Annotated in this window: 27 protein-coding genes and 1 tRNA gene; 5 read left to right on the top strand and 23 right to left on the bottom strand. The window is 45.8% G+C overall.

Annotated elements, in window-relative coordinates; genetic code table 11:
• Positions 1-14: 14 nt before the first annotated feature.
• The 9 genes from nagZ to B2337_RS07545 form a co-directional block, all read right to left on the bottom strand.
• On the bottom strand, positions 15-1,064 hold the full coding sequence (gene nagZ / locus B2337_RS07585) for a beta-N-acetylhexosaminidase (protein ID WP_292413106.1): 1,050 nt from the start codon (positions 1,062-1,064) through the stop codon (positions 15-17).
• Positions 1,065-1,073: 9 nt separating this feature from the next.
• The gene (locus tag B2337_RS07580) at positions 1,074-1,559 is read right to left on the bottom strand and encodes a L,D-transpeptidase (RefSeq protein WP_292360027.1); all 486 of its coding nucleotides are present in this window, start codon (positions 1,557-1,559) and stop codon (positions 1,074-1,076) included.
• A 41-nt stretch (positions 1,560-1,600) separates the two neighbouring features.
• Positions 1,601-2,614 carry a vWA domain-containing protein gene (locus B2337_RS07575; RefSeq protein WP_292413105.1) on the bottom strand — a complete coding sequence of 338 codons (1,014 nt, stop codon included), beginning with the start codon at positions 2,612-2,614 and terminating at the stop codon, positions 1,601-1,603.
• Positions 2,615-2,695: 81 nt separating this feature from the next.
• A complete protein-coding gene (locus B2337_RS07570) occupies positions 2,696-3,634 on the bottom strand; it encodes a VWA domain-containing protein (RefSeq protein WP_292413104.1) in 939 nt (312 codons plus the stop codon).
• On the bottom strand, positions 3,631-4,170 hold the full coding sequence (locus tag B2337_RS07565) for an MxaK protein (protein ID WP_292360033.1): 540 nt from the start codon (positions 4,168-4,170) through the stop codon (positions 3,631-3,633). The genes B2337_RS07570 and B2337_RS07565 overlap by 4 nt, the downstream gene beginning before the upstream one ends.
• Positions 4,163-5,179 carry a vWA domain-containing protein gene (locus tag B2337_RS07560; RefSeq protein ID WP_292360035.1) on the bottom strand — a complete coding sequence of 339 codons (1,017 nt, stop codon included), beginning with the start codon at positions 5,177-5,179 and terminating at the stop codon, positions 4,163-4,165. The genes B2337_RS07565 and B2337_RS07560 overlap by 8 nt, the downstream gene beginning before the upstream one ends.
• Entirely contained in the window at positions 5,176-5,964 is a 789-nt protein-coding gene (locus tag B2337_RS07555) for a hypothetical protein (RefSeq protein WP_292413103.1), read from the bottom strand. The genes B2337_RS07560 and B2337_RS07555 overlap by 4 nt, the downstream gene beginning before the upstream one ends.
• A gap of 59 nt (positions 5,965-6,023) precedes the next feature.
• Entirely contained in the window at positions 6,024-6,908 is an 885-nt protein-coding gene (locus B2337_RS07550; RefSeq protein ID WP_292413101.1) for an MxaS protein, read from the bottom strand.
• Positions 6,909-6,920: 12 nt separating this feature from the next.
• Positions 6,921-7,940 carry an AAA family ATPase gene (locus B2337_RS07545; RefSeq protein WP_292360039.1) on the bottom strand — a complete coding sequence of 340 codons (1,020 nt, stop codon included), beginning with the start codon at positions 7,938-7,940 and terminating at the stop codon, positions 6,921-6,923.
• Between the two features lie 452 nt (positions 7,941-8,392).
• Here B2337_RS07545 and B2337_RS07540 point away from each other — a divergent pair, with 452 nt between their 5' ends.
• Both B2337_RS07540 and B2337_RS07535 read left to right on the top strand, forming a co-directional pair.
• Positions 8,393-9,772: a sensor histidine kinase gene (locus tag B2337_RS07540; protein WP_292360041.1), complete on the top strand. Its 1,380-nt coding sequence runs from the start codon at positions 8,393-8,395 to the stop codon at positions 9,770-9,772.
• On the top strand, positions 9,765-10,433 hold the full coding sequence (locus B2337_RS07535) for a response regulator (RefSeq protein WP_292360043.1): 669 nt from the start codon (positions 9,765-9,767) through the stop codon (positions 10,431-10,433). The genes B2337_RS07540 and B2337_RS07535 overlap by 8 nt, the downstream gene beginning before the upstream one ends.
• 14 nt (positions 10,434-10,447) lie before the next feature.
• Here the strand turns inward: B2337_RS07535 and ahpF are convergent, their stop codons facing one another.
• The 10 genes from ahpF to queA form a co-directional block, all read right to left on the bottom strand.
• On the bottom strand, positions 10,448-12,019 hold the full coding sequence (gene ahpF / locus B2337_RS07530; RefSeq protein ID WP_292413100.1) for an alkyl hydroperoxide reductase subunit F: 1,572 nt from the start codon (positions 12,017-12,019) through the stop codon (positions 10,448-10,450).
• Positions 12,020-12,127: 108 nt separating this feature from the next.
• A complete protein-coding gene (gene ahpC, locus B2337_RS07525; protein ID WP_292360047.1) occupies positions 12,128-12,694 on the bottom strand; it encodes an alkyl hydroperoxide reductase subunit C in 567 nt (188 codons plus the stop codon).
• Positions 12,695-12,870: 176 nt separating this feature from the next.
• Entirely contained in the window at positions 12,871-12,942 is a 72-nt protein-coding gene (gene pqqA, locus B2337_RS07520; RefSeq protein WP_081443609.1) for a pyrroloquinoline quinone precursor peptide PqqA, read from the bottom strand.
• Between the two features lie 113 nt (positions 12,943-13,055).
• Positions 13,056-14,360: an adenosylmethionine--8-amino-7-oxononanoate transaminase gene (bioA, locus tag B2337_RS07515; protein ID WP_292413098.1), complete on the bottom strand. Its 1,305-nt coding sequence runs from the start codon at positions 14,358-14,360 to the stop codon at positions 13,056-13,058.
• Positions 14,361-14,453: 93 nt separating this feature from the next.
• Positions 14,454-14,786, bottom strand: coding sequence for a HesB/IscA family protein (locus B2337_RS07510; protein ID WP_292413096.1), 333 nt, complete (start codon positions 14,784-14,786; stop codon positions 14,454-14,456).
• Between the two features lie 4 nt (positions 14,787-14,790).
• The gene (locus B2337_RS07505) at positions 14,791-15,933 is read right to left on the bottom strand and encodes a cysteine desulfurase family protein (RefSeq protein WP_292413095.1); all 1,143 of its coding nucleotides are present in this window, start codon (positions 15,931-15,933) and stop codon (positions 14,791-14,793) included.
• A gap of 18 nt (positions 15,934-15,951) precedes the next feature.
• Complete coding sequence (locus tag B2337_RS07500) at positions 15,952-16,410, bottom strand: Rrf2 family transcriptional regulator (RefSeq protein WP_292360053.1); 459 nt, start codon at positions 16,408-16,410, stop codon at positions 15,952-15,954.
• A gap of 50 nt (positions 16,411-16,460) precedes the next feature.
• Positions 16,461-17,255 carry a serine O-acetyltransferase gene (cysE, locus tag B2337_RS07495; RefSeq protein ID WP_292360055.1) on the bottom strand — a complete coding sequence of 265 codons (795 nt, stop codon included), beginning with the start codon at positions 17,253-17,255 and terminating at the stop codon, positions 16,461-16,463.
• Positions 17,252-17,986, bottom strand: coding sequence for an RNA methyltransferase (locus B2337_RS07490; protein WP_292413094.1), 735 nt, complete (start codon positions 17,984-17,986; stop codon positions 17,252-17,254). The genes cysE and B2337_RS07490 overlap by 4 nt, the downstream gene beginning before the upstream one ends.
• Positions 17,983-19,014 carry a tRNA preQ1(34) S-adenosylmethionine ribosyltransferase-isomerase QueA gene (gene queA / locus B2337_RS07485; protein WP_292413093.1) on the bottom strand — a complete coding sequence of 344 codons (1,032 nt, stop codon included), beginning with the start codon at positions 19,012-19,014 and terminating at the stop codon, positions 17,983-17,985. The genes B2337_RS07490 and queA overlap by 4 nt, the downstream gene beginning before the upstream one ends.
• A 128-nt stretch (positions 19,015-19,142) precedes the next feature.
• Here queA and B2337_RS07480 point away from each other — a divergent pair.
• Positions 19,143-19,227 (top strand) — tRNA-Leu (locus B2337_RS07480).
• 112 nt (positions 19,228-19,339) lie between these two features.
• Here the strand turns inward: B2337_RS07480 and ahr are convergent.
• A complete protein-coding gene (gene ahr / locus B2337_RS07475; protein ID WP_292413091.1) occupies positions 19,340-20,338 on the bottom strand; it encodes an NADPH-dependent aldehyde reductase Ahr in 999 nt (332 codons plus the stop codon).
• Between the two features lie 327 nt (positions 20,339-20,665).
• Between ahr and B2337_RS07470 the strand changes: the two genes are divergently transcribed.
• A complete protein-coding gene (locus B2337_RS07470) occupies positions 20,666-21,007 on the top strand; it encodes a hypothetical protein (protein WP_292413090.1) in 342 nt (113 codons plus the stop codon).
• A 395-nt stretch (positions 21,008-21,402) separates the two neighbouring features.
• Here B2337_RS07470 and bfr read toward each other — a convergent pair whose 3' ends face one another.
• Positions 21,403-21,882: a bacterioferritin gene (bfr, locus tag B2337_RS07465; protein ID WP_292413089.1), complete on the bottom strand. Its 480-nt coding sequence runs from the start codon at positions 21,880-21,882 to the stop codon at positions 21,403-21,405.
• A 269-nt stretch (positions 21,883-22,151) separates the two neighbouring features.
• On the bottom strand, positions 22,152-22,370 hold the full coding sequence (locus tag B2337_RS07460; RefSeq protein ID WP_292360065.1) for a (2Fe-2S)-binding protein: 219 nt from the start codon (positions 22,368-22,370) through the stop codon (positions 22,152-22,154).
• A gap of 160 nt (positions 22,371-22,530) precedes the next feature.
• Here B2337_RS07460 and B2337_RS07455 point away from each other — a divergent pair, with 160 nt between their 5' ends.
• A complete protein-coding gene (locus tag B2337_RS07455) occupies positions 22,531-23,229 on the top strand; it encodes a response regulator transcription factor (RefSeq protein ID WP_292413088.1) in 699 nt (232 codons plus the stop codon).
• 64 nt (positions 23,230-23,293) lie between these two features.
• On the opposite strand, the gene B2337_RS07450 is transcribed toward B2337_RS07455, so the two are convergent.
• Positions 23,294-24,595 (bottom strand): sensor histidine kinase, encoded by a 1,302-nt coding sequence (locus B2337_RS07450; protein WP_292413086.1) that lies wholly within the window; start codon positions 24,593-24,595, stop codon positions 23,294-23,296.

Genomic DNA, 24,595 nt, shown 5'->3' with positions numbered 1-24,595 from the left:
CTCCCGAAAATTTATCAGGCAAGATCCAGTTGTCGATCGGTATCAGGCGCATAGTTGGCTACGGTATAAACCGCCTGTTTCCATTGCTCGCCGGCCATTAATGTATCCCGATCAATCGGATGTCGACCGTGTAGACGAACCAGACGCATATGTCTTAGCGGATCGGCTTCACATTTAAGATTATCCAGCACACTTTCTACCTCCGACGGATTATTGCACAGCAGCAATAAATCACAGCCAGCAGCCAGAGCCGCTTCGGCACGGGCCGTACTGTCACCCATAATTGCCGCACCCGCCATGCTCAAATCATCACTGATGACTGCGCCTTGAAAGCCCATACGTTTACGCAGAATTTCCTGAATCCAGTATGGCGAAAAACCCGCCGGCAGACTGTCACACTTTTCATAAACAATATGTGCCGGCATGATGCCAGCCAGAGTATGTGAGCAAAGTTGTCGGAACGGCAACATATCAGCCTGCCACATATCTTCCAGATGACGTTTATCAACGGGTAATCCCAGATGGGAATCGACTTCCACTGCCCCATGACCGGGAAAATGTTTGCCGACTGCCGCCATTGAAGCCTGTTTCATACCGCTGATATAGGCTGCAGCCAGTTTGGTGACCGCTTGAGGATCACGATGAAACGCCCTATCACCAATCACTTCGCTAACGCCATAATCCAGATCCAGCACTGGCGCAAAACTGAAATCAACACCGACTGCCCGTAACTCTGCCGCCATTAACCAACCCGTCACTTCTGCCTGTTTAAGCGTTTGCTGGGGATGTTGCATGTAATGCTGCCCCAGCGTACCAACAGGTGGTAGTCGACTAAAACCCTCGCGAAAACGTTGAACACGCCCGCCTTCATGATCGACGGCAATAATCAAATGTGGTTGGCGTAACGCATGTATTTCAGTGGTTAACGCAGCAATCTGCTCGGGTGACTCATAATTACGACTGAACAGGATGACACCGCCAACTAATGGATGTTGAAGAATTTCCTTCTCTTTCTCACTGATCGTCAAGCCGACCAAGTCCACCATTAACGGGCCTAATGTCATGTAATTACCTTATTCGTGAATAAAGACTTTCAGGCCTGGTTTGACCAAATCAAACAACGCCAGCAAATCCTGATTATGCATGCGGATACAACCGTGAGATTTGGCGATGCCCATTGGCTCGCTATCCGGTGTGCCATGTATATAAATATAGCGACGCATTGTATCAACATTTCCCAGCCGATTCTTGCCGGGCTCCAATCCGCTTAACCAGAGAATACGGGTTAAAATCCAGTCCTTATCCGGAAACCGTTCAGCCAGCTCCGGGCTGTAGATTTCACCTGTTGGACGTCTGCCGCGAAATACCGTATTAACAGGTTGCCCGGCTCCGATACAGGCGCGAATAATATGCCAGCCTCTTGGAGTAGCCCCTGAATTATGCTGCTCACCAGGACCATTTTCCGCTGTTGAAACAGCCGCCGCAAACAACAGCCGATCATCCTGCCAAAGCTGGCAGAGCTGTTGCTCTATTGAAATGTCCAGATAATGATTTGACATAAAGTTTCGTGAGATTCAGCCTGGGTTTGAGAACGATACCATCAGTGTTTTGAACGGTAGGCACGAGTTACGCCCAGCCAAGTGTATATCTGTGATGCACTAAGCAGCAACAAACTGACAAGAGCAACCCATAAGAAATAATCAGCTAAAGACTCTCGCGGCATTTTCACATCAAGCAATAAAGTCTGATAATGCTGCTGATCAATCGCTTTCATTGCTTCAGCAAACTCTTCCAACGAACCCGCTTCAAAAGCACGGTAAGGCACATTTAAGTCTTTAAAAAAGCTATGTAACTGTCGTTCAGGTGCGCCCTGCCACAAAATGCTTTCGCCGGGCATTTCGTCTAAAGTCATGCCGGTCACTGATCGCAGATAAATCCAATATAAGCTCAGATTGTTGTCGCGTAATAACTGACTGATCTGCTGTTCCTGTTCAGTGGATAAAATTTGTCCGCCATCAGATATCAGCAGCACAATCCGTGCTCCGCGATAGACCTCACCCTCAAACATTTCACCGGCTTTTTTTAATGCAACAGAGATATCTGTTTTTGACAAGCCACGGCCCAACCCACCGGCTTCTATGGTCGCCAGCGTAGTTTCCTTACTATAGGTGAGGGACAAAATTCCCGCAGCCTGTTCGCTGAACAGGACATAACCAAACCGATCATCCGGACGGCTGTTCACAAACTCGGTTAGATAATATCGGGCAACACTGCGCTTACTTTCTTTGAAGTTCATCTTGGTCGACAACCGGAAGCTGTGACGACGGGCAAAGGGTTGATCCATACTACGACTGCGATCCAGTAAAACAATCACCTCTGCCCCTTGTCCACTGCGCTGTACAGTGTGTTCAGGAATATGCGGTCCTGCCAAAGCCATGATTAATGCAGCCAGTGTTGCTGAAGCTAAGACATGTAATGTCAAACCAATGACAGCAGAAACACTATCCCGCGGTAATAAGGCCTGCCAGACAATTTGTTTTTCCGTATTGCGACTCAGCCATGGCAAAACTGCCAAAGGCAGCAGATAAAGCAGATATGGATAAGACCAACTCATGCTTTACAGCTGGCTAACCAAATCAGAGGGAATTCATATCGATAAAATCCATTTCATCGTTATATCAAGTCCAGCCGCAGCTTAATCATGCTGTTTACTGAACAGGCTATAGGGCAAAAAGACCAAAAGCAGCAGAACCAGAGCAATCGATGCCAGCCAGACAAACAGATCATATTTAACCGGCTGCTGACGCATTTCAGAAATTTTCTGCATCTCTTTAATCAGATTCTGTGGTGATTTTGGTGAAGAGATAAACTCAAAACCAATACGTTTAGCAACCGTCTCCATATGGGATTTCTTTTGTGAAGATAAATGCTCAGTGCGCGGCCGATTTTCATTCAATTCGGCGGCATCACCTCGACTTGAAGCATAAACATCACGATGCATGACTTCGTTGATCTCCCAGTATCCATCTATCTCACCAGACTCATTGGTTTTTGGAATCGGCATCAAATCACTGCCACCGATACCAATAATTATTCCCGGGACTTCACCGGGGGTATCGGTAAACTTAGGAAACAGCGTTTCATGTACCGGGGGAGCCTCATGACCATCTGTCAGAAACACCACTGTCGGTTGAGGAGTAATTTCCTTGGCCTGACGAATAGCGGTATAAAGTGCTTTAGACACTTCACTGGATCTGGCCCAGGCCATAGTCGGCTGGAATTGCGACAGCATTTGCATCAGATCATGGTAATTGGCACACACTTCGACCGGCGTCATTAAAATCAGACTACGTGCCTCGGAAAAAATCGCCAGACCTGCATGTGAGCCACACGGCATACTGAGGATCGCCTGGCGGGTGTACTCCTTGGCCCAATCCAGTCGATTAATGTTTTCGTTAGCAAAACTGACATCTTGAACATTCATACTGTCGGTGATATCAATGACAAACAGGCTGTCCATTACGTCCACTTCACGATCAACCGGCGGCAACCACAAGGCTGCCATTATCATTAACAGCCCGAACAACATCACCAATGCGGTTAAAAATATGCGTTTGGGATAACTCAAACTCATGGCAGGTCAACCTTGAATGCCTTGGTTTCAATACTCCGTTCGCTGTAAATTTCTTGCTTTTTGAAATCGCCATCCATATCAGGATCTTCTGGCACTAAACGTAATGCCACTTCAAGATTGAAACGCGCATCCCAGAATTCCGGTTGTTGCCTTAATGCACTGCGATAATCCTGTTTGGCCAACTCAACGAGAGGGATCATCCGAGGATCACTAACCTGCATAGTCATGGCTTCACGCAAATTGATATTTCCACGATTGAAGTAAGCTGCAGGCAACCACTGAGCTTGCTGACTGCCCAGCACCAGGGTGTATTGTTCCAAAGCAGCGTCCGTTTCTTCCTGACTCACCAGGTATGCACCCTGAGCAAAATGTGCCCGGGGATGATCAGGTATGGATTCAAAATCCTGAGGCGCGGCAACAAAGGCTTCAATTTTGGCTTGGCGCCATATTTGCCAACCGGTAAAAGCCATCAACAGTAAACTGATAGTCAATGTTGCCAGTAATGCCAGTCGAAATAATTTCAATGTGTTACTCATGTGCTTTTCGAACTCCCCAGTAACTGTATAGATGTGAACTCGCCAACGGCAGCATGGCAAGCAATGCTAACCATAAAAACCAATCGGCTTTCGGCTCGTGAGGCACCAACTCTTCAACAATAAGTGTTTGATATTGCTGCTCATCAATTTCATCCATCGCATCAGAAAACTCTTCCAATGAACCAGCCTCAAACGCACGGTAAGGCACGCCGATAGTTTTGAAAAACTCGTGGACTTTGCGTTCAGGTATATCGGTATACAAAATATTGTCATTCTCTGAGGGTTCCAGCGTCATTTCCTGTCTGGACTTGAGATAAATCCAATAAATACTCAGATTCATTTCTTTGTATCGCTTAGTAATCTGTTCCATTGCCTCATCTGTCATCAATTGACCACCATCAGATACCAGTAATACGATACGAGCACCACGGTAAGGCTGATCTTCAAACATGATGGCTGAATTCATTAATGCATCGGCCAGATTAGTATCGGAAAGTCCTTTACCTAAAGAATTCGCTTCAATAGTCGACAGAATGGCTTCCTTACTATAAGTGAGTGGCAACAGATTAATTGAATTGGTACTGAAAAATACAAAGCCAAAACGGTCATCCGGACGTTTTTTTACAAATTCGGTCAGATAAGTTTTAGCAACACGACGTTTGGAGTTATCCCCGGCAACCGAGTAATTTGCCGCCTGTGTGGTGACCGCAAAGGCATCATCCATACTGCGACTGCGGTCCAGCAACAGAACAATCTCTGCCCCTTCACCAAATCGTTCCACAGTGCGTTCCGGTATGGCCGGACTGGCGACAGCAAGTAATAAAGCAGCAATGACAACAGAAGACAGAACTTTCAGGCTCAGACTAATAGTTCGGGATAACGGATCGTGTGGCACCAGTGCTGTCCAGGCCACTGTCTTATCCAGATTATTGTTAAACCACGGCAACAATGCCACTGGCAACAACAACAAAACCAGGGGGAAAGCCCATTCAAGGCCAAGCAGCATCATGCCATCTTCTCCCTCGCCCGGCAGGCACGAGCCAGTTTGATTAAACTGTCAAAATCTGCCGATTGCATTGGATTCCGGCTGAAATAATGGGAGGCTGACTGTTGATAGAACCGGGTGATTTCCGGCTGTAAATCCACCAGCCAGGGGCAGCTGTCCCACAGGTGTTGCAGCTGACTGTATATCACTACCGTGCCGGCACTTTCATTGAACGCGTGGTGCATGACCCGGGTAGCCGAATCGACATCTTTATGACCGAACCAGCGTAGTTTATTCATCGAAAACACAGCCTTAGCAAAGGGTAACCGTTTGCCGGGACGCAGACCTATATGCCAGATTAACCAAATTAACGTTGTTAACAGTGCAACTAACGTGGCATAAGTCAGTTTTTTATGTAATGGGCTGAAATCAGCAGCCAATAACTGATGATCACCACGCAAGGTCACTGTAGCCGCATCATCTGTAGCGTTCAAAAAAGAACCGGCAGAAAAACTCGCAGAAGGTATCGTCAGTAAATCACCCTGCGAGGTTCTCAATGTATGCGTCGGTGTTTCCAGTTGCCGGGTTTCAGCTGGCACATTGACCAGCAGATAATGTAATTGCAACTGTTCGCCTGTTGCGGCAACTTCCTGCAGATATAGCCAGGGACCATGACGTTTTTCAAGTTGCGGCAGACTATCCTGATCAAGTTCACTGGCATTGACCGGCAAATTTACGCTGGCGATAATCTGGTCACCAATTAACAAACCCCAACTGCGATCCAGTTTGATGGTGACTTCTTCAGCCATAAGCTGGCTGCTAAATATAAAACTGATAATAAGGATCAAGCGGCGCATTGTGTGCATTCCTATGATTTTTTCATTGCGGAGAAATACTGTGTCAACTGTTGTGGTGTCACTTCTCCGGAGACAAAAAGCGGCTTGACGCGATAACGCATAAAACAGGCCGTCAGTTTCTCAAAGTGATCATCCAGTTGCTGTTGCCAGCGTTTCTTGATGCCGGGACGTATCCATACGCTATGGCGTTTACCGGTTTCAGAATCGCGCGTCTCCGTCCAGCCCGCGTGCGAAGGTAAATGATCCACCTCATCATGCTGCCAGACGATAGGCACCACCGTGTAATGCGCCAGCTTGCGTAAGGTGCGATCAACCAGATCGATATCACAGCAAAAATCCGAGGCCAGAAATACGATTGCCCTTTTACTACTGATTAAATCGGCCGCATCAAACAAGCCCTCTGCACCCGGTGCTGTCGGAGGTGCAGCGTTGATAATTTTTTCTGCCGCAACCGCTGGCATACTGCGTTGCCTGGTTGGCATTACGGATACATCTTTACGCCAGATATCATCAAATCCGGCCATGGCAAAACGATCACCGAATCTGATCGAGCTATGCGCAATCATATGCGCCAATCGGGCAACCCGTTCATTACTGACACTGGAAACCGACATCGATCGGCTCAAATCCGACAGCAGCCATAAAGTGATGGACGAACGTTGTTGATAACGTCTTACCAGCCATCGTTCCTGATTTCCCAGAGCGGAATCAGCAATATTGGTACGTAAACTGGCGCGTACATCCAGACGCCGTGGATCCGGATAATCAAATAAATCAGCGAAACCGGCAAAACGATCACCGCTGCCCAGCGCTGTTCCGCTATGTGCACCGGGCACATGACCAAACACCTTATCCGGAAAGCGATAGCTAAACTCCTGAGGTTGTATAGGCTTCATCAGAATGCCTTCTTACGGTGTGGCTATATGATCGCGTAACGCCTGAATAAATTGTGGCATCAGCTGTTCACGGCGGCCGTCATAGACCGGAGACAGGAACACACGATGTGTAAGTGAAGGCAGTAAAACAAAATGGATATCATCCGGCAGCACATGATCGCGTCCTTCCAGCCAGGCACAGACTTTCGCCGCCCTTACCATTGCTGACATACCTCGCACACTGGCACCAGCAACAACAAGATCTTCAACATAGACATCCGTCAGCGTAATACCGAGTTTATGTGGTTCCCAGCTGGCATCCCAAAGACGCACTACATAGTTTTCAATTTCCGGTGAAACATACACACTATTTTGAATATCACGATCCAGTTCATTGAGATCACGATAATTTAATATTGGGGCACCAATGGAACTGAGCAATGCATCCACATCATGGAAGGCTGGATCAAAAATCAATTTACGGCGTGACTCGTCTTCCAGTGGACGGCTGATGTTGATTTCAAACAGAAAACGGTCACGGGCGGCAGCACTCAGTTCAAAGGTTTCTTCTTTTTCGACAGCATTTCGATCAGCAAACACAATCATATGCGGGAATCGGTATTCTTTACCGAATGCTTCAGCACTGCGTTCTGCCATCGCTCTCAGCAACAAAGATTGAACTTGTGGACGGGCACGGTTGATTTCGTTAAAGAAAAACACGGCGGTTTCTTCACCTTTGGCAATCAGCGGGCCAGGTTCAATGACCGGTTTACCATCCGCATTCACCCAGGCGCTGTAAAGCAGATCGTTAGGCATTAAATCAACACTGCCCTCAATACGGCCAAATGCGCCACCCAATGCTTTGGAAAAAGCACGCAGCAAAGTGGTTTTACCCACCCCGACACCACCTTCGAGTAATACATGTCCGCGAGCATGTAATGCGATGAGAATCAAACGAATGGCCTGTTGCTGACCAATCACCACATCATTGACCACTTTTTCCAGTGCCAAAGCGTGTTCACGAGCAGTATCCAATTGCTGCTTATCCGACATTCTCTCTCCCCTTTTAATAGGTATTTATATATTTAAGTTTACTCACCCAAACTGATTGCGTAAGTAAGTTTCTTTAGCTTTTTATACATGACGCCTTATCAGGTGACGACAGCAAAAGCACAAAAATCCCGTTGTTGTGTCTTTGCCTGTGAACTCACCATTGGCTAATCAAGATTATGCTTTTGATTCATGCAGGAATCTATCACCAAACAGTCTGATATGAAACCAAGCTGATGATACGAAACTGAACGTATAACTTAATGCTTGATGAGGTAAGCCGACTGCTTAACTTTCACATAGCTTTTTTATGATGTTCATTAAACCTTGAAAGCGCAATCAGCACATCAGATATTTGCCCATGGACATCGGGCAAATTTCCCGTGTGTCGAAACCAGGCTTTGCAGCGTGGATATCTGCGCCTAGACTGTGTTGATTGTAAATACGGATAAACCATGAATCTCAGACTGCAGCTTTTCTTTAGAATCATGTTGATAGGCTTTATCTGTCTGGTGTGCAGTGCTGGATATGTTCTGTACCAGACCGACCAACAGGCTAAGCTGGAGGCTGATTTAACCGCGCAGCGAATAGAAAAACAGCTCACCCAGCAATTGTTAAAAATGTTTTCCCGTTATGACTATTCAGTTGCCTTTCCCGATACGGATATTCTGCAACAACTCAACGGCGTGCCTGGTTCCTGTGTGCAGTTTTTGTCTCGTACAGAAAGCCGCCGTCGCAGCTTGTGTAATGAAGTAGTACACGATGAAACGCGTTGGCCAAATTGGTTCGGCGAAATTTATCAACAGTTGTTTAATCCCAGCTACGAAGCCAGCCGGCGTTTTTCATTTAACGCTATAACCTATGGCAGCATTCTGGTTTCGTTGAATGTTGAAATGGAAATTGCCCGGGCCTGGAGTAATCTGCGGGCAGTCTTCGGTATTTTATCTGTAAGTATTCTGGCGGTATCGTTACTGGTGTTTATGACAATTAATCAACTGTTACGTCCGGCACAATTGATTGTTCGAGGCCTGGAAAAAATGCAACAGGGCGAGCTGCAAACCCGTATTCCCAGTTTTGAAATCGGTGAATGGCGCCGTACCAGCGAAGCGATTAATGCACTGGCATCTACCCAGCAACAGATCATGAATGAAAACCGCCAACTGGCACTGAAACTGATTAATGCACAGGAAGAAGAACATCGGTTTATCAGTCGTGAGTTACATGATGAATTCGGTCAATGTCTGGCCGGTATCAATGCCCTGACCACATCCATCAGCCAGACAGCTCGAAAGGATTGTCCATCCATACTCAGCGAAACCGAGGGTATCAGCCATATTACGGCGCATATGATGTCCGCCCTACGTGGATTACTGACACGTTTACGTCCCGCTGATGTCGATGAGATTGGACTGACACGAAGTCTGGATAAGCTGATTAAAAGCTGGAACCAGCGGACAGGCGGTGAAACACGATTTACCCTGCAGATTGATGATGGAATGGATATCCTGCCTGAACCATTGCCCGTCAATTTGTACCGTATTGTGCAGGAGTCATTGACCAATATTGCCAAACATGCCCGAGCCAGTGAAGCCAGTATCCAACTGAAATATGTTGATCCACATCAGCTTATCCTGGAGGTAGAAGATAATGGCAAAGCCAAGCGGGAAACGTTAAATCAGAACATGGGAGTGGGACTACTCGGTATCGCAGAGAGAGTAACTGCGCTCGGCGGTAAAATAACCATGGATACTCACAACGACGGTGGTTTAAAACTGCTGATCGAGTTACCCGTTAATCCGCCAGCAGAATCACTAACAGAGAACTTGCATGACTGAAAAAATGATTCAAATCTTATTAGTGGATGATCACGCCATTGTGCGGGAAGGATATCGTTCATTATTGCAAAAGCAACCTAATTTAACCGTGATAGCCGATGCTCGGGATGCTGCTGAAGCCTATCAGAATTACAAAACCTTTCAGCCGGATGTGGTGATCATGGATATCTCGATGCCGGGACAAAGTGGTTTGGAAGCAATTTCACGTATTCGGCAATATGATGCTCAGGCACGGATTCTGGTGTTCAGTATGCATCAAAACCCCAGCTTTGCCTTGCAGGCCATCCGCGCAGGCGCATTGGGTTATGTCACCAAAAGCAGTGATCCAACTTTATTGATTCATGGAATTTATGAGGTTTACGAAAATAACCTCAGTCTCAGTCCTGATATTGCACAGGCGCTGGCCTTGGAAAAACTGGGTCAGGACAAAGCCAGATTAGATGATTTAACGGTGAGGGAGTTTGAGATTTTACGTTTATTGCTGGAAGCCAAGAATAATCAACAGATAGCCGATATTCTGAATATCAGTCCGAAAACGGTTTCCAATTCACATTACATTATCAAACGTAAACTTGAGGTGAACTCGGATATTGAACTCACCCGCCTCGCCATTCGCATGAAGTTATTAAACTTGCGCGATTTAATTGACGAAGCGGAGTGAATCCACATTTATCGTTAAGCTGCCTGATCCTTCTCATCAAACTCGTTTCTGATCAGATAATCAAACGCACCTAATGCGGCTCTGGCACCCTCACCCATTGCCATAATGATCTGTTTGTATGGAATGGTGGTCACATCGCCGGCCGCAAACACGCCCGGCATTGATGTTGCCCCGTGAGAATCAATTTCAATCTCACCATATTTACTTAACGTTAGGGTATCTTTCAGCCAATCGGTATTAGGCAGCAAACCGATTTGAACAAACACACCTGCCACATCAACATGATGTGATTCTTCTGTGGCCCGATCTTTATAATTCAGACCGTTCACTTTTTTGCCATCACCAGTGATATCCATGGTTTGCGCGCCGATAATGACCGTAACGTTGTTCAGACTATGCAATTTTTTCTGCAATACCGCATCAGCTTTCAATTGATCTGCATATTCCAGCAAGGTGACATGACCGACAATACCGGCCAGATCAATCGCCGCTTCCACACCGGAATTACCGCCACCGATAACCGCAACATGTTTGCCTTTAAACAACGGGCCATCACAATGCGGGCAGTAAGCCACACCATGCCCCCGATATTCACTTTCTCCGGGCACACCCAGCTCACGCCAGCGTGCACCGGTCGCGATAATAATCGATTTACTGAGCAACTTAGCGCCACTTTCCAATTCTACTTCAATCATTTTGCCTTGCTGGCGTAACTTGTTAGCACGCTGCAGTTTCATCACGTCAACTTCATATTCCTTGACATGTTCTTCAAGTGCCGCGACCAGCTTCGGGCCTTCCGTTTCTTTAATCGAAATAAAGTTCTCAATTGCCAGGGTATCCATGACCTGTCCGCCAAACCGCTCAGCCACTATGCCAGTACGAATACCTTTACGTGAAGCATAAATGGAAGCTGAAGCACCTGCCGGACCACCGCCAATAATCAACACATCATACGGTGCGCGCTGGTTGATTTTTTCAGCTTCACGCTTGATTGCACCGGTATCCAGTTTGCCAATGATTTCGGCCAGCCCCATTCTTCCCTGACCAAATACCTGACCATTCAGATAAACAGTAGGCACAGCCATAATCTGACGCGATTCTACTTCTTCAGGATATAACGCACCATCAATCATAGTGTGATGAATATTCGGATTTAACACCGCCATCAAATTTAACGCCTGTACTACTTCCGGGCAGTTCTGGCATGACAGTGAAATATATGTTTCAAACACAAACTCACCGTCGAGTTGTTTGATTTGCTCGATGACTTCAGGCTCGGTCTTCATTGGATGACCACCGGTGTGCAGCAATGCTAAAACCAGCGAGGTAAATTCATGACCCATCGGAATACCGGCAAAGCGGATGTGCTCCTGACCTTCCGGTTGTTTCACCCGGAATGATGGTTTACGCGCATCGTTGTCTGCATCGGAAAAACTGACTTTGTCAGACATCTCTGCAATTTCAACCAGCAGTTCTCGCATTTCCTGAGATTTTTTGCCGTCATCAAGTGACGCAATGATCTCTACAGGACGTTGCAGATTCTGCAGATAAGTTTTTAATTGTGCAGCAATATTTGCATCCAACATAAGGCACCTGCCTGTGTAAAATTCTATAAATATTTGGGTGTTGTCCGGACCGATCGGCCCGGACACACGTGATCCAACGGATCAAGAAATTCTAAATTCAGATTTTCTTTAGATTTTGCCAACCAAATCCAGCGATGGTGACAAGGTTTCTTCACCTGGCTGCCAAGAAGCTGGGCAAACTTCACCATCATGTGAGGCAACATACTGAGCAGCCTGGATTTTACGAACCAGTTCTTTTGCACTACGGCCGATACCCAGATCGTGAACTTCACACACTTTGATCACGCCTTCCGGATCGATAACAAATGTGCCACGCAGCGCCAGACCTTCTTCTTCAATCATGACTTCAAAGTTACGGCTGATCGCACCAGTCGCATCACCCAGCATCGGGAAGTTGATTTTCTTGATGGTTTCAGAAGCATCGTGCCAGGCTTTATGAGTGAAGTGGGTATCAGTTGATACTGAATAAACTTCAACACCCATTTCCTGCAATTTTGCGTAATGATCAGCTAAATCGCCCAGCTCTGTAGGGCAAACAAAAGTGAAATCGGCTGGATAAAAGAATACAACTGACCACTTTCCTTTCAGATCGGCATCAGTAACCGGTACGAACTCGCCTTTGTGAAATGCAGTGGTTTTAAACGGTTTAATGGTAGTATTAATCAAAGTCGACATGGTCTACTCCTTGTTGATTGTCAAAAGCGACAGGGTCATTCTAGGGCTCGAAAATACAACGGTCAAACAACTTAATTCTATTAATATAATCGGAATTAGCGATTTGAGTTGAGGCTGTATAAAAAAAGCCCCTGGAGCTTAGCTCCAGAGGCTTTTTAAGTACATTTGAACCGAAATTAACGGTTGCAGATATACATGGTTACTTCAAAACCGAAACGCATATCTGAATATTCTGGTTTAGTCCACATAATCATTTCTCCATTCTATTTTTAAGGGTATCGCAATCCGCTTTTCTGGATAGCGTGAAAAAGATATTACGCCGCAAAAAACAGAACACTATCAGACATACTCTTGATCGGTCTCAGGATTTTACTGATTCACCCAGTTTATTGACGATAACTTTTATCGCCGTAGTTAATTGGGTTAACTGTTCTGAGCTGATGATATAAGGCGGCATCACATAGATCATTGAACGAAATGGCCTTATCCAGACACCTTGCTCCACAATAAATCCCGGCAACCAGTCCATAAAACTGTCGAGAGGCTGGTTCAGTTCAACCACCCCTATTGCCCCTTTGACCCGAACTTCTTTTACTAACCAATGAGAAGCTAATTCACTGAGTTCATCAGTCAGTTGGGATTCAATATTCAACACCAGTTTTTGCCAATCTGATTCAAGCAAAACATCAATACTTTCACTGGCGACCCGGCAGGCCAGCGGATTTCCCATAAAGGTCGGACCATGCATCAACACACCCTGCCCGTCGGCTGAAATACCCTGTGCCACTTTAGTCTGACATAAGGTGGCTGCCAGAGTCATATAACCGCCAGTTAACGCCTTACCAAGGCATATAATATCCGGCACCACACCGGCAGCTTCGTAAGCAAACAAATGTCCCGTGCGACCAAAGCCTGTGGCGATTTCATCAAAAATCAGCAACACATTGTGCTGGTCACATAACGATCTGAGTTCACGCAGATATTGCGAACAATAGAAACGCATGCCACCAGCACCCTGAACCAATGGCTCAACAATCACCGCAGCTAATTGTTCATGGTTGGCTTCGATTAAATCACGCATTTCGGCAATATCACTGTCCTGCCAATCGGCGTCATTACGACAGGTTGGCGCCGATGCAAACAGGTGCTGAGGTAACACATTGGCAAATTGGGAATGCATACCATTGACCGGATCGCAAACCGCCATCGCACCAAAGGTGTCGCCGTGATAGCCACTTCTCAATGACAGCAATTTTTGTTTATCCACTTTACCTTGAGCAAACCAGTATTGAATCGCCATTTTAATGGCAACCTCAACAGACACCGACCCGGAATCCGCCAGAAACACATACTGCAACGCATCATCGGTAATATCGATTAAGCGTCGTGCCAGACTGACAGCGGGATCATGGGTTAATCCGCCAAACATCACATGCGACATTTTATCGAGTTGATCTTTAGCAGCCGCATTTAATCGTGGATGACCATAACCGTGAATGGCGGACCACCAGGAAGACATGCCATCAATAATTTGCCGGCCATCCGCCAGCGTTAAATAAACGCCTTTTGCTGAAACCACCTCGTGCAATAATGGTGGGTTTTGCACACTGCTGTATGGGTGCCAGAGGTGTTTCGCGTCAAATTCGAGATTATTAAGTTCAGTCATGGAGGAGATTCAATCACAGCTTAAGCGCCGGGTAAAACAAAACTGCCCGTTAAAACTTAACGGGCAGTTTGAGGTACGAATTTAGTGAACAGTTTATTTGGTCACGCTAAAGCTCTCACCACAACCGCATTCAGAAGTGACATTCGGATTTCTGAATTTAAAGCTTTGGTTCAGGCCTTCCTTAACGAAATCCAGAATCATGCCTTCCAGTAAAGGCAAGCTGTCTTTATCGACAACTACTTTGACATCGTCCTGCTCGATTATCATATCGTTAGCCGCAATCGCATCGGCATAATCAAGCGCGTAGCTGTAACCCGAGCAACCACTTTTAACCACACCGATACGCAAGCCGATTCCACTATCACGTTTGGCGACCATATCACGTACGCGTTTTACTGCTGATTGTGTCAATGTAATTGTTGTCATTTCATTACCTGTTCATCAAATGGTTAAAACGACTGGCTTCTTTCTCAATTACGACAGCCAGCTGTTCGATTTGTTCTTTAGTATTTTCCAGTGCAACACTGACTCGGACAGCCCCCAGGGCCGTCATATCATCTACTCCCATTGCCTTAAGCACATGACTTGGTATCTGCCGGCCGGTACCGCAGGCCGAACCACTGGAAACCGAAAAACCTTTTCGATCCAGTGACATCAGCAAAGTGTCTGAATCGAAGCCTTGCAACGAAAAAAACACTGTATTGGGCAAACGTTCTGTCGATTGGGCAAAAATGGTAACGCCCGGGATCACTCTTAATCGTATTTCCAGTAAATCTCTTAATTCACGGCAATGCTGTTGATAATGGGTTAATTGCTGTTTGGCTTTTTCAGCCGCTGCTCCAAAGCCCACGATTGCAGCAACATTTTCGGTACCACTGCGTTTTTCATGCTCCTGACCGCCGCCTAACACATATGCAGGCCAGTCGAGTTTTTTATCGACAATCAAGGCGCCGATACCTTTTGGACCGCCGAATTTATGCGCCGACAAACTCATCATCTGAATACCGGCAGCCTGAAAATCAATATCCAGTTTGCCAGCCGCCTGGACAGCATCGCAGTGAAACACGATATCGCGGGCTTTGGTCATCTCGGTTAACTGTGCAATATTCTGCACCACACCCGTTTCATTATTAGCCCACATAACGGAGACCAAGCGGGTATCACCGGTTAACAGGGTTTCGAATATCTCGATATTGATCAATCCATCAGCATTCACCGGAAGGAACAACACTTCAAAGCCCTGTTGCTGCAAGCGTTTTGCCGGCTCTAAAACAGCGGGATGTTCAGTGCTGCCGATTAAAACGCGCCCGCTATCGAACAGCTGGGAAACACCACTAATGGCCTGGTTATTGGATTCAGTGCCGCCGCTGGTAAAAATGATTTGATCAATTTCCACATTTACCAAATCAGCAACTTGCTGACGAGCATGGTCAATCGCCGCATGGGTATACCGACCAAACCGATGGCTGCTTGAGGGATTACCCTGTTGCTGTTTAAGGTACGGCAGCATGGTATCCAGTACACCTTCAGCCAGGCCGGTTCCAGCATTGTGGTCTAGATAAGCAAAAGACATGAGACTCAGTCTGTTATTTCAGAGTGCATCAAACTTGATGACTTTTTCACCGCTATTTCGGCTGTTCAGGCTACGCTCGTAATCACTTACGACATGATGCAATGTAATGCCAGCAAGATAAACACGGATCTGATCACTCAGGCTCTGCCACAGTTCATGGCTGAGACATTGCTCTTCGGCATGACAGTTATGTTTTCCCTGACATTGCGTACTATCCACTTTTTCATCAACCGCTGAAATCACATCCAATACTGTAATTTCTGTCGCCGCACGACTCAATTTATAGCCACCGCCCGGTCCACGTGAACTGCTCACCAAGCCTTGCTTGCGTAATCTGGCAAACAATTGTTCCAAATAAGAAAGTGAGATGCCCTGCCGCTCGGAAATATCTGCTAGCGTGATCGCGCCAACACCGTAATTAAGACTTAAATCGAGCATCGCTGTCACAGCATAGCGACCCTTAGTCGTTAAGCGCATATTGATTTCCTATCACAAACTATTTGGATAGTTTTTCATGTCCGACTATTTTAGTCAACTTTAGCAGAATCAGACTCTTTATCCAGTTCGCAGCCATCTAATTCCGGCATGGAAACCTCTGGTATTTCACCGCCAAGACGGTGAATTGTCTGGCACATGGCATCCATGCGTTTTTCCATTAAATGAATGTGCTCAATCAAACCATGAATCGCTGAGGCAACAGGATCAGGCGTTTGTGTGGAAGTGCCGTAAGCATCAAATCCAACAGACTGTGCCAGCTTTTCCTGGGCTTTCTTATCCGGATTTTTCTGGCTTCGCACCACTCGGCCGGGAATACCAACAACAGTTTCGTTGGCCGCAACATCCTTGACCACAACCGCATTTGAACCAATCCGGGCACCTTCATGGACAGTAATCGGACCAAGCACCTTTGCGCCGGCACCCACCACCACATTATTGGTCAGGGTTGGATGACGTTTACCGCCTTTCCATGAAGTACCGCCCAGCGTGACCCCGTGATAAAGAGTGCAATCATCACCAATTTCAGCGGTTTCACCAATCACCACACCCATACCATGATCGATAAAAAACCGTCGGCCAATTTTAGCCCCCGGATGAATTTCAATCCCGGTCAGCCAGCGACCAATAGTCGACATAAACCGAGCCAGCCACATCCAGCCCTTTTTCCATAACCAGTGGCTGAAGCGATGCAGGGTTAATGCGTGTACACCAGGATAGGTAGTAACGATTTCAAATACATTGCGCGCGGCGGGATCTCTGTCAAATACACAGTAGATATCTTCCTTAAAACGCTGCCAGCGGGTCACATGTAATTGATCGTTCATTTTGAACTCCTCGCTTTGGTCTCTGCTGCACGCAAAATGCCATGCAAAATCTGAACTTCGTTTCGGTCAAGATCTGCCCGGTTAAATAATCGGCGAATCCGCCGCATTAAATAGCGTGGATTACTCGGATCTAAAAAGCCTATTGTGGTCAGGCTTCGCTCAAAATGGTCATATAAATGCACCAGATCTTCAGCATTAATCGCTTCCCGTTCCTCACCAATGCGACCACGTTCAATCGTCGGGTTGAAGCTCATGCGTAATTCATAAGCCATCACCTGGACAGCGGCCGCCAGATTCAATGAGCTATATTCCGGATTCGCCGGAATATTCACCAGTGTATGGCATAGATCCAGTTCATCATTTGATAAACCCGAATGCTCGCGACCAAATACAATAGCAATATGGGTGTCATCATCATATTTTTCAAGCGAGGTAACCGCTTCCCGCGGATTCATTAATGGTACGGCCAGATGTCTTAGCCGGGCGCTCATGCCAAACACATGCTGGCAGCCAGTTATAGCTGACTCCAGGCTGTCGTGAACGACGGCTCTGGCAAGCACGTCATCCGCTCCGGATGCCCGCGTAGTGGCTTCAGCACTGGGATAGATTTTCGGTGAGACCAGATGCAGATTGGTTAAGCCCATGGTCTTCATTGCCCGGGCCGAGGCACCAATATTGCCTGGATGTGTGGTGCCTACTAATACAAAGCGAATCTGATCTAAAAGCTTCATGCAGTTTTCCTGGTGATAAACATCGCGTCACCGTAACTGAAAAAACGGTAACGTTGCTCAATGGCGTGATGGTAGGCTGACATTATATGCTCGCGTCCGGCAAAGGCTGAGACCAGCATCAATAAAGTCGATTCGGAAAGATGGAAATTGGTGACCATCGCATCGACCGAACGAAATTCATAGCCCGGATAAATAAAGATATCGGTTTCACCGGAATAGGCGGCAATTTCACCACCTCGTGACGCACTCTCCAATGCTCTGACACTGGTGGTACCCACGGCAATCACTCGTCCGCCTTTTTCCCGGGTTTGACGAACCTTTTCACAAACAGTTTCACTGACTTCAATACGTTCAGAGTGCATTTGATGGCTACGAATATCCTCAACCCGCACGGGCTGAAATGTTCCTGCACCAACATGCAAAGTGACTTCGGTCATATCGATACCGTTGTCCCGTATACGCTGCATCAGTTCATTATCAAAATGCAGTCCGGCAGTCGGGGCAGCTACTGCACCAACTTGCTTGGCATAAACGGTCTGATAACGATCCAGGTCACTTTTATCAACTTCACGTTCTATATAAGGTGGAAGCGGTAATCGGCCGTATTGCTCAAGTGCTTCGATGACATCGCATTCGATATCAAACTGAAGCTCAAACAAAGCCTCATGACGGCCTAAAACTTGTGCACGAAGCTCAGATTCCAGAATTAATATCCGCCCTGCTCCGGGTGATTTGCTGCTGCGGATATGCGCCAGAACCCGTTTATCATCCAACACCCTTTCAACCAATACTTCAATCCTGCCGCCGGTTTCCTTTTCGCCCAGCAAACGGGCGGGAATTACTTTGGTGTTATTGAATACCAGTAAATCATTGGGTTTAAGTAAATCCAGAATGTCACTGAACTGGCGATCGGCCAGTTCTCCATGGTTACCATCTAGTGACAGCAAGCGGCTGGCAGTTCGATGTTTGGACGGATACTGGGCGATTAACTCCGGCGGGAGTTCGAATTGAAAGTCGGTACGATGCATGGCGAGATCATAGCAGAGCTACTACATATTTCGTTAGGTAAAATCTCTTTCGAGATTTAAAAATATCATCAATTACCTAAATCGGACTTTCATATTCAGACAGCTCTCGTTATAATGCTCGGCTTGTTGCCGGGGTGGCGGAACTGGTAGACGCGCCGGATTCAAAATCCGGTTTCTTCGGAAGTGCGAGTTCGATTCTCGCCCTCGGTACCAACATTAACCTAGTATTATCAATAGGTTACCCAGAATATTAAAGCCCCATCAGTTATGCTGATGGGGCTTTTTATTTGCAATCAGTAAAGTTAAATTTCACTTATTTTGCTGATTAGCGCTCTAACACAATGCGATAACGCACATCGCCTTTACGCAGTTTTTCAATTGCTTCGTTTATCTGCTCAAATGGATACATTTCAACCACTGGTTTCACCTGATGACGCTGTGCAAATTCCAGCATTTTGTTGCAGGTTTGTATGCTACCGGTGTCAGAGCCAGAGATACTTCTTTGCGCTTCTGTCAGGTTAAACACTTTGATATCCAATGGCTCCATCGTGGCGCCGACAAAGTGCAGCCGCCCTCTGGGTTTTAATTTACTCAGGTACAGGTTCCAATCCAGTTTGAAGTTAACTGTAGAGAGAATCATATCGAATTTTCTGGGCAGTTCTGCCATGACGTTTTCATCACGCGAGTCCACGCTGTAATGAGCGCCCATATCCAGAGCTTCCTGTAATTTGGACGAGCTGGTAAATGCCGTGACTTCACAGCCCCAGGCTTGCAGAAATTGCAATGCAATATGGCCTAATCCACCAATACCAATCACGCCAACTTTATCGGTTGGCTTGATGGCAAATTGAACCAAGGGATTAAAGACGGTCAGCCCACCACACAGCAAAGGCCCGACTGATTTGAGATCAATGTCTTCAGGCAGTGGGATCACACTATTGGCATTGGCCCTAACCTTATCGGCAAAGCCGCCATGATGCCCAACGATGGTGGGTGTGAGATCCGGACATATATTTTCATCACCGTTATGACATTGTTCACAGCTTTCACAATAATCTGCATACCAGCCTAAACCAACGGTTTGGCCGACTTCCAGATTGGTCACAGCCGTACCTAGCTGACTTACTGTTCCGACCACTTCATGTCCGGCCACAACAGGATATGAGGACATTCCCCAATCATTATCAATAATGCTGATATCGCTATGACAAATGCCACAATAACGCATCTCAATCTCGACTTCATGATCGCCAAGCGGACCAGGATCATATTGATAAGGGGTGAGTTTAGCCCCCGCTTCCAGTGCCGCATATGCATTAATCATCAACTGTCCTTTTAATCAGCAAAGCAATTTATAAAGAGGCATTATATTGACTAATTCATTGAATAATTATCGTGAAATGGCAATAGTTAGAGCAGTAAGTAACACGCTAACGCTAAGTGCTTTTTACCAACAGTATTGTGCAAAGCTTTCTCTGGAGATTTTTATATCTCAAACCAGACATTTTCGGCAGGCAGTTTTGGATGATATAGTAATTAAAAATGACAACCACGCCATTTGCGCTGCATTATTATTTGTAGAACTTCTCAGCTATTTCATGTCACATTTCTTTTATCTCCCAAACCGGGAGAACGTTTTCAGGGAGATTTTATGCACTGGAAATTAATGATTTCGTCTTGTTTATTTATCCTCACCGCCTGCGAACAGAATAATGCGAAGTTAACCTTTGCTGAGCTTGAGGCAGCGGGCTTTGAAAAATATCAGCAACAGTTTTTTCAATTGGTTGGCGCAACCAATGCCTGGTCAGGTAGCTGGGCCAATGAGGAGGTCGAGGTATATACCGTTGATGATCCCGATCTTGAAAACTCAGCTTTTTATAAATCGATAAGAACAAACAGACCGGATTCAACGTGGAATGCTAAATGTGTTCATAAAAATGTCATTATGCTCAGTAAAGGTGAAAAAGCCTGTGAACAACTTGCGAAGCTTTAATTATCGAAGCTGACAAGGCGTATGAATACATCTGTTGATTTTTCAAGAGAGGTGAAAAATGAGCGAAGAATTTGCCCAACAACTGATTGATATTTTACTTTTATCAGATAATTTCCAGATGGAGCTGGAACCTCTTAATTATTAAAGTTGCTGAATTTGATACTGACTCAGATGCCGATAGAAAATGTTTGGCAGAAGCTTTCGATATGCTGCTACGTGAGCAACTTATCTGGATAGAAAATGACCCACTGTACGAGAATCGAGAAGGTCATATTCATTTTAATAACATGCAAATTGGATTAACCAAAACCGGCTCCAATGCGTCAATTAATTAGCCTGTCATTAAAAAGCCCCACCAGCAATTGCTGATGGGGCTTTTTTTCAATAAAGCATTATTACTCGGCTTCTTTAACGATTTGTGCCTGATGGTAATTTTCAATACCCATTTTATCAATCAGACTCAGCTGGGTTTCCAGCCAGTCGACGTGTTCTTCTTCTGATTCAAGAATATTCCTGAATAAGTCACGGGTAACATAGTCAGCAATCTGCTCGCAATACTGAATACCCTCTTTCAGATCCGGAATCGCATCCAACTCTAAAGAGAGATCCGCTTCCAACATTTCACGGGTATTTTCTCCGATACGTAATGCACCAAGATCCTGCAGGTTTGGTAACCCTTCCAAAAACAGAACCCTTTCAGTCAGTGCATCCGCATGTTTCATTTCATCAATGGATTCATGATACTCATGCTCATAGAGATTTTTCAGGCCCCAATCCTTATACATTTTGGCATGCAGAAAATATTGGTTAATAGCAACCAGCTCATTGCCCAATACTTTATTTAGCAACTCAATAACTTTTTTATCGCCTTTCATCGGATTATCCCTCTCTCATTGCTCGATAGTGTTGATTATCGTTAATAAGCCATAAAAGTCAAAGATAAGTTATTGATATTAAAGACAAATGATAACAATTATCATCTGCATTGCATTCCTCGCCCGGATCTAAATCAGTAATCAAGATTAAAGCTAAACAAATTAATAACTTGTTGAACAGAGAAAAACCATGAAATTTTTATGGTTTTGAGAAAGGAATCAGATTAATAAATGCGGGAAGTTTATGCTGTTGCGATATCTGCGCAACTTTAATGAGAGGCGTTTACAGTCTGAGCAACCAGATAGCCATTCTGATCATCGAGCTGTGGCGCGTGTTGCTGTAAAACACGGTTCACTTTGAACTGGCATTTACCGCAGCATGCTGCTGCTCCGGTAGTTTCACGGATAGCTTCAAGCGTGTCTGCGCCTGCATCAATAGAGGCTTTAACTTTCTCTACATTCACGTTGTTGCATACACAAACTATCATGAAATAAACCCGGTTAATTAACGTTGATGTTAATGATAATGATTGTTATTTAATTAGTCAAACAGCTTTTGTTAAATTTTGGGAGAAATTCCCAAAAATGTTACTTGCGATGAATTTATATACATCGTAACGTAGCTATATCAGGCCTTAAGAGAATAGTATGAAAGCAGTATCAGCAACGGTTTTAATTGTGGAAGATCACCGTGATTTAGCAGCTAATGTGGGCGATTATCTAGAACTTGGTGGCTTTACTGTTGATTTTGCAACTGATGGCATCACCGCGCTGCAGTTATGCGAAGAACATCATTATGATGCCATTGTGCTGGATATCATGCTTCCCGGCATCGACGGCTTTGAAGTCTGCCGCAGGTTACGTCATGAAATGCATTTACATACACCAATCATTATGCTCACGGCTCGTGACACGATTAATGACAAAGTCAATGGCTTTGATCTGGGTGCAGATGACTATTTAATCAAACCATTTGAAATGCGCGAATTGGAAGCGCGGCTGATTGCGATGATAAGACGTCAGCGTGGTGAACTGGAGGGGGGCAAGTTAACGGTTGCCGACCTGACCTATGATTTGGATACCATGCGTGTCATGCGTGGTGATCAGGTTATCAAGCTGTCACCTATCACTTTGCATATATTGCGAATTCTGATGCGCGAATCCCCCAAGATTGTCAGTCGTGAACGGCTTGAAGCTGAAGTTTGGGGAGATGATACGCCTGACAGTGATACGTTACGCAGCCATTTGTACAACCTGCGAAAAAGCCTGGATAAACCCTTTCAGAATCAGTTGATGCATACCTTACCGGGCGTAGGCTATAAGCTCTGCAGAGAAGAAGATCTGTAAGCCCCATCGACCATGCAGAATCTTCAGCAACAGTAGCGAGCAGTAATCGATCCAAAATGCCTAATCAACGACTACGAAACTGGGCTTTGGGAAAGTGCACACTGACCTCGGTGCCTTCGCCCATTTTACTGGATAAACGTAAATTCCATTCGTAACGATTGCAAAGCCGTTTCACAATAGTCATACCAATACCATACCCTGTTGTCTGCTGCTTATCATCCGCACGGAAAAACGGTTTAAACACTTTCTGCATTTGATCCCTATCCATACCAATTCCACTATCTGCCACCGAAAAACCATCTGAACGAATAGATACAGTGATATTGCCACGTTGTGTATAGTTAAAGGCATTGCGTAATAAGTTGCCGATCAGGATAGGCAACACACGTTCAGCTGCCTGAACAACTAAAATACCGGATTCCTCTACATTCACAGTGATGGGTTTATCCTGGTGAATCATACGAAGGTTATCAAGTTCTGCAGCAATCAAATCATTGACCGTCACTTCCCGTAAAGGCAAAGCCTCCACTTGTTCCCTCGCCAATAACAGCAGTGTTTCAATCAGCGATTCCATATCCGTCAAGGTGCGGTACATTCGGTTCATTTCCGTTACCGCCTGATCGCCATATTTTCGTTCAACTAGCTCCAATGCCCCGCGAATAACCGCAATCGGAGTTCTTAATTCATGGCTGACATCACGGGTGAAATTCCGCTCCCGCTCAACAAAGTTTTCCAACCGGTTGGTAAACTCGTCCAATGCCCATACCAGACTGGAGACCTCATCATCAGGAATATTCCGTAGTTCATCCAGGTCCAGCTGTGGGAAGTTACCTTCACGAAAATCCACATCATTGACCGCACGGGACAGTTTCATAATAGGTGAAACCGCTTTATGTGACTGGCGATAGGCTATCCACGCCAACAAATAAAGCACCACCAGCACTAAAGCCAAAGGTAATAACCCAAACACCAGCGCCAAACGTGAAACCTTAACTTCATCAAAGATCAGATACAGACGACGATTAGCTTTATCTTCAACATACACAATTGGCTGCTGTCCGCCGAGCTCAGTTCGCTGTAGGCCCGGTCCAAGCTCCTGTAATGACGGCGGTAAATGCGAATAATCATTGCCCTCAGCCATATAGGCTTTCAGATTCATAGTATTGGGTAAAGGAAAGTCAGAATCCTCAGATCGCATATCCCAGAAATGTTGCGCCTCGCCCTCCAGTGCGGCGCGAACCAATACATCCTGCAGTGTAGCTTTTGCGGCATAAATACCCGCAATAGCGACCAGACTGATTAACGCTACCTGAATCAGAAAGACTTTAACCAGCTTGGCTTGCAGATTGGTATTGGATTTAGCCAT

The organism is Methylophaga sp. UBA3192 (assembly GCA_002363955.1).
Lineage (GTDB): Bacteria > Pseudomonadota > Gammaproteobacteria > Nitrosococcales > Methylophagaceae > Methylophaga.
Note: the sequence above shows the minus strand (reverse complement) of the source record. Positions and strands in the feature narration are given on the sequence as shown.

What these genes read in the sequence shown, in the direction of transcription:
- nagZ (WP_292413106.1), bottom strand. Translation starts at nt 1,064, where the DNA reads ATGACATTAGGCCCGTTAATGGTGGACTTGGTCGGCTTGACGATCAGT.
- B2337_RS07580 (WP_292360027.1), bottom strand. Translation starts at nt 1,559, where the DNA reads ATGTCAAATCATTATCTGGACATTTCAATAGAGCAACAGCTCTGCCAG.
- B2337_RS07575 (WP_292413105.1), bottom strand. Translation starts at nt 2,614, where the DNA reads ATGAGTTGGTCTTATCCATATCTGCTTTATCTGCTGCCTTTGGCAGTT.
- B2337_RS07570 (WP_292413104.1), bottom strand. Translation starts at nt 3,634, where the DNA reads ATGAGTTTGAGTTATCCCAAACGCATATTTTTAACCGCATTGGTGATG.
- B2337_RS07565 (WP_292360033.1), bottom strand. Translation starts at nt 4,170, where the DNA reads ATGAGTAACACATTGAAATTATTTCGACTGGCATTACTGGCAACATTG.
- B2337_RS07560 (WP_292360035.1), bottom strand. Translation starts at nt 5,179, where the DNA reads ATGATGCTGCTTGGCCTTGAATGGGCTTTCCCCCTGGTTTTGTTGTTG.
- B2337_RS07555 (WP_292413103.1), bottom strand. Translation starts at nt 5,964, where the DNA reads ATGGCTGAAGAAGTCACCATCAAACTGGATCGCAGTTGGGGTTTGTTA.
- B2337_RS07550 (WP_292413101.1), bottom strand. Translation starts at nt 6,908, where the DNA reads ATGAAGCCTATACAACCTCAGGAGTTTAGCTATCGCTTTCCGGATAAG.
- B2337_RS07545 (WP_292360039.1), bottom strand. Translation starts at nt 7,940, where the DNA reads ATGTCGGATAAGCAGCAATTGGATACTGCTCGTGAACACGCTTTGGCA.
- B2337_RS07540 (WP_292360041.1), top strand. Translation starts at nt 8,393, where the DNA reads ATGAATCTCAGACTGCAGCTTTTCTTTAGAATCATGTTGATAGGCTTT.
- B2337_RS07535 (WP_292360043.1), top strand. Translation starts at nt 9,765, where the DNA reads ATGACTGAAAAAATGATTCAAATCTTATTAGTGGATGATCACGCCATT.
- ahpF (WP_292413100.1), bottom strand. Translation starts at nt 12,019, where the DNA reads ATGTTGGATGCAAATATTGCTGCACAATTAAAAACTTATCTGCAGAAT.
- ahpC (WP_292360047.1), bottom strand. Translation starts at nt 12,694, where the DNA reads ATGTCGACTTTGATTAATACTACCATTAAACCGTTTAAAACCACTGCA.
- bioA (WP_292413098.1), bottom strand. Translation starts at nt 14,360, where the DNA reads ATGACTGAACTTAATAATCTCGAATTTGACGCGAAACACCTCTGGCAC.
- B2337_RS07510 (WP_292413096.1), bottom strand. Translation starts at nt 14,786, where the DNA reads ATGACAACAATTACATTGACACAATCAGCAGTAAAACGCGTACGTGAT.
- B2337_RS07505 (WP_292413095.1), bottom strand. Translation starts at nt 15,933, where the DNA reads ATGTCTTTTGCTTATCTAGACCACAATGCTGGAACCGGCCTGGCTGAA.
- B2337_RS07500 (WP_292360053.1), bottom strand. Translation starts at nt 16,410, where the DNA reads ATGCGCTTAACGACTAAGGGTCGCTATGCTGTGACAGCGATGCTCGAT.
- cysE (WP_292360055.1), bottom strand. Translation starts at nt 17,255, where the DNA reads ATGAACGATCAATTACATGTGACCCGCTGGCAGCGTTTTAAGGAAGAT.
- B2337_RS07490 (WP_292413094.1), bottom strand. Translation starts at nt 17,986, where the DNA reads ATGAAGCTTTTAGATCAGATTCGCTTTGTATTAGTAGGCACCACACAT.
- queA (WP_292413093.1), bottom strand. Translation starts at nt 19,014, where the DNA reads ATGCATCGTACCGACTTTCAATTCGAACTCCCGCCGGAGTTAATCGCC.
- ahr (WP_292413091.1), bottom strand. Translation starts at nt 20,338, where the DNA reads ATGATTAATGCATATGCGGCACTGGAAGCGGGGGCTAAACTCACCCCT.
- B2337_RS07470 (WP_292413090.1), top strand. Translation starts at nt 20,666, where the DNA reads ATGCACTGGAAATTAATGATTTCGTCTTGTTTATTTATCCTCACCGCC.
- bfr (WP_292413089.1), bottom strand. Translation starts at nt 21,882, where the DNA reads ATGAAAGGCGATAAAAAAGTTATTGAGTTGCTAAATAAAGTATTGGGC.
- B2337_RS07460 (WP_292360065.1), bottom strand. Translation starts at nt 22,370, where the DNA reads ATGATAGTTTGTGTATGCAACAACGTGAATGTAGAGAAAGTTAAAGCC.
- B2337_RS07455 (WP_292413088.1), top strand. Translation starts at nt 22,531, where the DNA reads ATGAAAGCAGTATCAGCAACGGTTTTAATTGTGGAAGATCACCGTGAT.
- B2337_RS07450 (WP_292413086.1), bottom strand. Translation starts at nt 24,595, where the DNA reads ATGGCTAAATCCAATACCAATCTGCAAGCCAAGCTGGTTAAAGTCTTT.